General features: G+C 70.2%; 2 protein-coding genes. One reads left to right on the top strand and one right to left on the bottom strand.

From position 1 onward, the window contains the following. Window positions 1-108: 108 nt before the first annotated feature. A complete protein-coding gene (locus ACFWY9_RS25925; protein ID WP_378328930.1) occupies window positions 109-762 on the bottom strand; it encodes a DUF6801 domain-containing protein in 654 nt (217 codons plus the stop codon). A 426-nt stretch (window positions 763-1,188) separates the two neighbouring features. Between ACFWY9_RS25925 and ACFWY9_RS25920 the strand changes: the two genes are divergently transcribed. Then, on the top strand, window positions 1,189-2,103 hold the full coding sequence (locus ACFWY9_RS25920) for an RCC1 domain-containing protein (RefSeq protein ID WP_378328929.1): 915 nt from the start codon (window positions 1,189-1,191) through the stop codon (window positions 2,101-2,103). The last annotated feature ends 93 nt before the right edge of the window (window positions 2,104-2,196 follow it).

Here is a 2,196-nt window from a genome sequence, read left to right as displayed (position 1 = left end):
CGGGGGGGGGGGTTTTGTGTTTTTTGGTGGGGGGGGGGGGGGGGTTGGGGGGGGGGGGGGGGGGGGGGGGGGGGCGGGGGCCCCCCCCCCCCCCCCGGCCGTCGTGGGCTAGGTGATGGTGATCGACGGGGTGAACGCGGTGTTCTGCGGCGGTGTCGTGGCCTTCAGGTTGCACGTCATGTTGTACGACGTCCAGGTGTTGGTCGAACCGCGGTGGAACTGCAACTGCGCGGTGAGCTGCTGGCCGAGCGACAGCGTCGCGGTGCCGGGGCTGCCCGCGGTGGCGGTCGGGATGCTGGAGGTCGCCACCTGCGAGATGACGACGGTGATCGGCTTGCCGTCGGCTGGATAGATCTTCTCCGGGACCTCCAGGCCGGTCGCGGCGGGCTGCGACAGGGTCCCGTTGGCGAGAGTGACCGGGACACTGGCCGTGCCGCGGATGCCGTCGTAGCCCACGGCGGTGAGCAGGGAGTGGACCGCTCCGGTGATCGTGGCCGTACCGCCCACATTGGACGGTGTCGCCGTGCCGCCCGACGGGATGGAGTCCGGCGCGTCGAGCTGTGCGGTCACCACCACCGGCTGCGGCTGGATCCCGGGGAACGTGCAGAGATACGTGACGCCGGTGGGCGGGTTCGTGGTCGGGTCCCCGACCTTGTAGGTGACCGTGGCGGCCATCGCGGTGCCGGCGGTGAGGACGATCGCCGCGCCGACGGCGGCGCCCGTCGTCACCGCGCGGGCGGACAACTTCCTGAGTCGGGACATGACTGCTATCTCCTTTGATCCAGTTCGACCCCTCGGCAGACCGCTGCTTCCGCGCCGTTCGTGTCGGGCTTCGGTGGTGGACAACCGGATTCCGGTACATTCGTCGGGCCGCAGAGCACTGTGGTGATATGTAAGGCTGATGTACGGCCGTGCCTCCCAGCTTACCTGCCGGTATCGAGGTTACTCGTGGGTTTCGTAGCGAACAAGACTTGTACCGGTACCGGGGTGACGTGGTGTTTCGGAGCCGGTTTTCTTGTCATCGGCCGAGTAATTATCCGCGCTGCCTGCTCGGGTGGTGACAAAGACGGTTCGGGACGCGGGGGATCGGTTGTGGCGGGATATCATTCTTCGATCTTGGCGGGAGAACGCGAGAATATTCGAAGCGAGAAAGAGACTGCCATGACGCGTACTTGCGGTTGTCGAAAGGTGTCCCGGCGGGGTGTGGTGTTCGCGGCGGTGGCGGTGTTGTGCGCGCCGGTCCTCACCGCGACCGGGGCGCTGGCCGCCCCGGCCGACGGCGGTGTGGTGGCCTGGGGCGCCACGGACTACGGGGCCGTGCCCGCGCCACCGGAGACGGGTGCGGGCGTGACCGCCGTGTCGGCGGGTTCGCTGGACACCCTGGCCATCCGGAACGGCGGCGTTTTCGCCTGGGGCGACAACAACTTCGGCCAGACCGAGGTGCCGGCCGAGGCGACGTCGGGCGTGAGCCGGATCGCCTCGGGCTGGGCGCACGAACTCGCGCTGAAGAACGGCAAAGTGCTCGCCTGGGGCAACGACTGGTACGGCCAGACGGCCGTCCCGGCCGCCGCGGCCAGTGGTGTGGTGGACATCGCGACCACCGCGCAGCACAGCCTGGCCCTCAGACAGGGCGGTCAGGTGATCAGCTGGGGCACCCGCTCCGACGTGCCCCCGGCGGCGCAGTCCGGGGTTTCCGCGATCGCGGCGGGCGGGGATCACAACCTGGTGCTGAAGAACGGCGGGGTGCTCGCCTGGGGTGCCAACACCTACGGGCAGTCCACCGTTCCCGCCGCGGCCACCGCGGGGGTCACCATGATTTCCGCCGGGTACAACCACAGCCTGGCGTTGAAGGACGGTGGCGTGCTCGCGTGGGGCGCCAACGACGAGCATCAGACCGAGGTGCCCGCCGCCGCGCTTTCCGGCGTCGTGGCGATCGAGGCGGGCTGGAGTCACAACCTGGCGCTGAAGTCGACCGGGGAGGTCGTGGCGTGGGGTTCCGACCTGAGCGGGGAAACCAGTGGGGTGCCGGTCTTCTGCGGCCCGGTGCTGGCGATCTCAGCGGGTGACCGGACCAGCAACGCGGTGTCCGCCAAGCTGTGCTGAACGCCGGTGGGGGGGGGGGCCCCGGCCGGCGCGCCCCCGCGGGGGACCCAACCCCCACAGTCACCGAAGGTCTGGGGCGCGGGGGGGCGGTGG

Source organism: Amycolatopsis sp. NPDC059027 (genome assembly GCF_042739735.1).
In the GTDB taxonomy this organism is placed as follows: Bacteria; Actinomycetota; Actinomycetes; order Mycobacteriales; family Pseudonocardiaceae; genus Amycolatopsis.
This window is presented reverse-complemented; position numbering and strand designations above follow the sequence as displayed.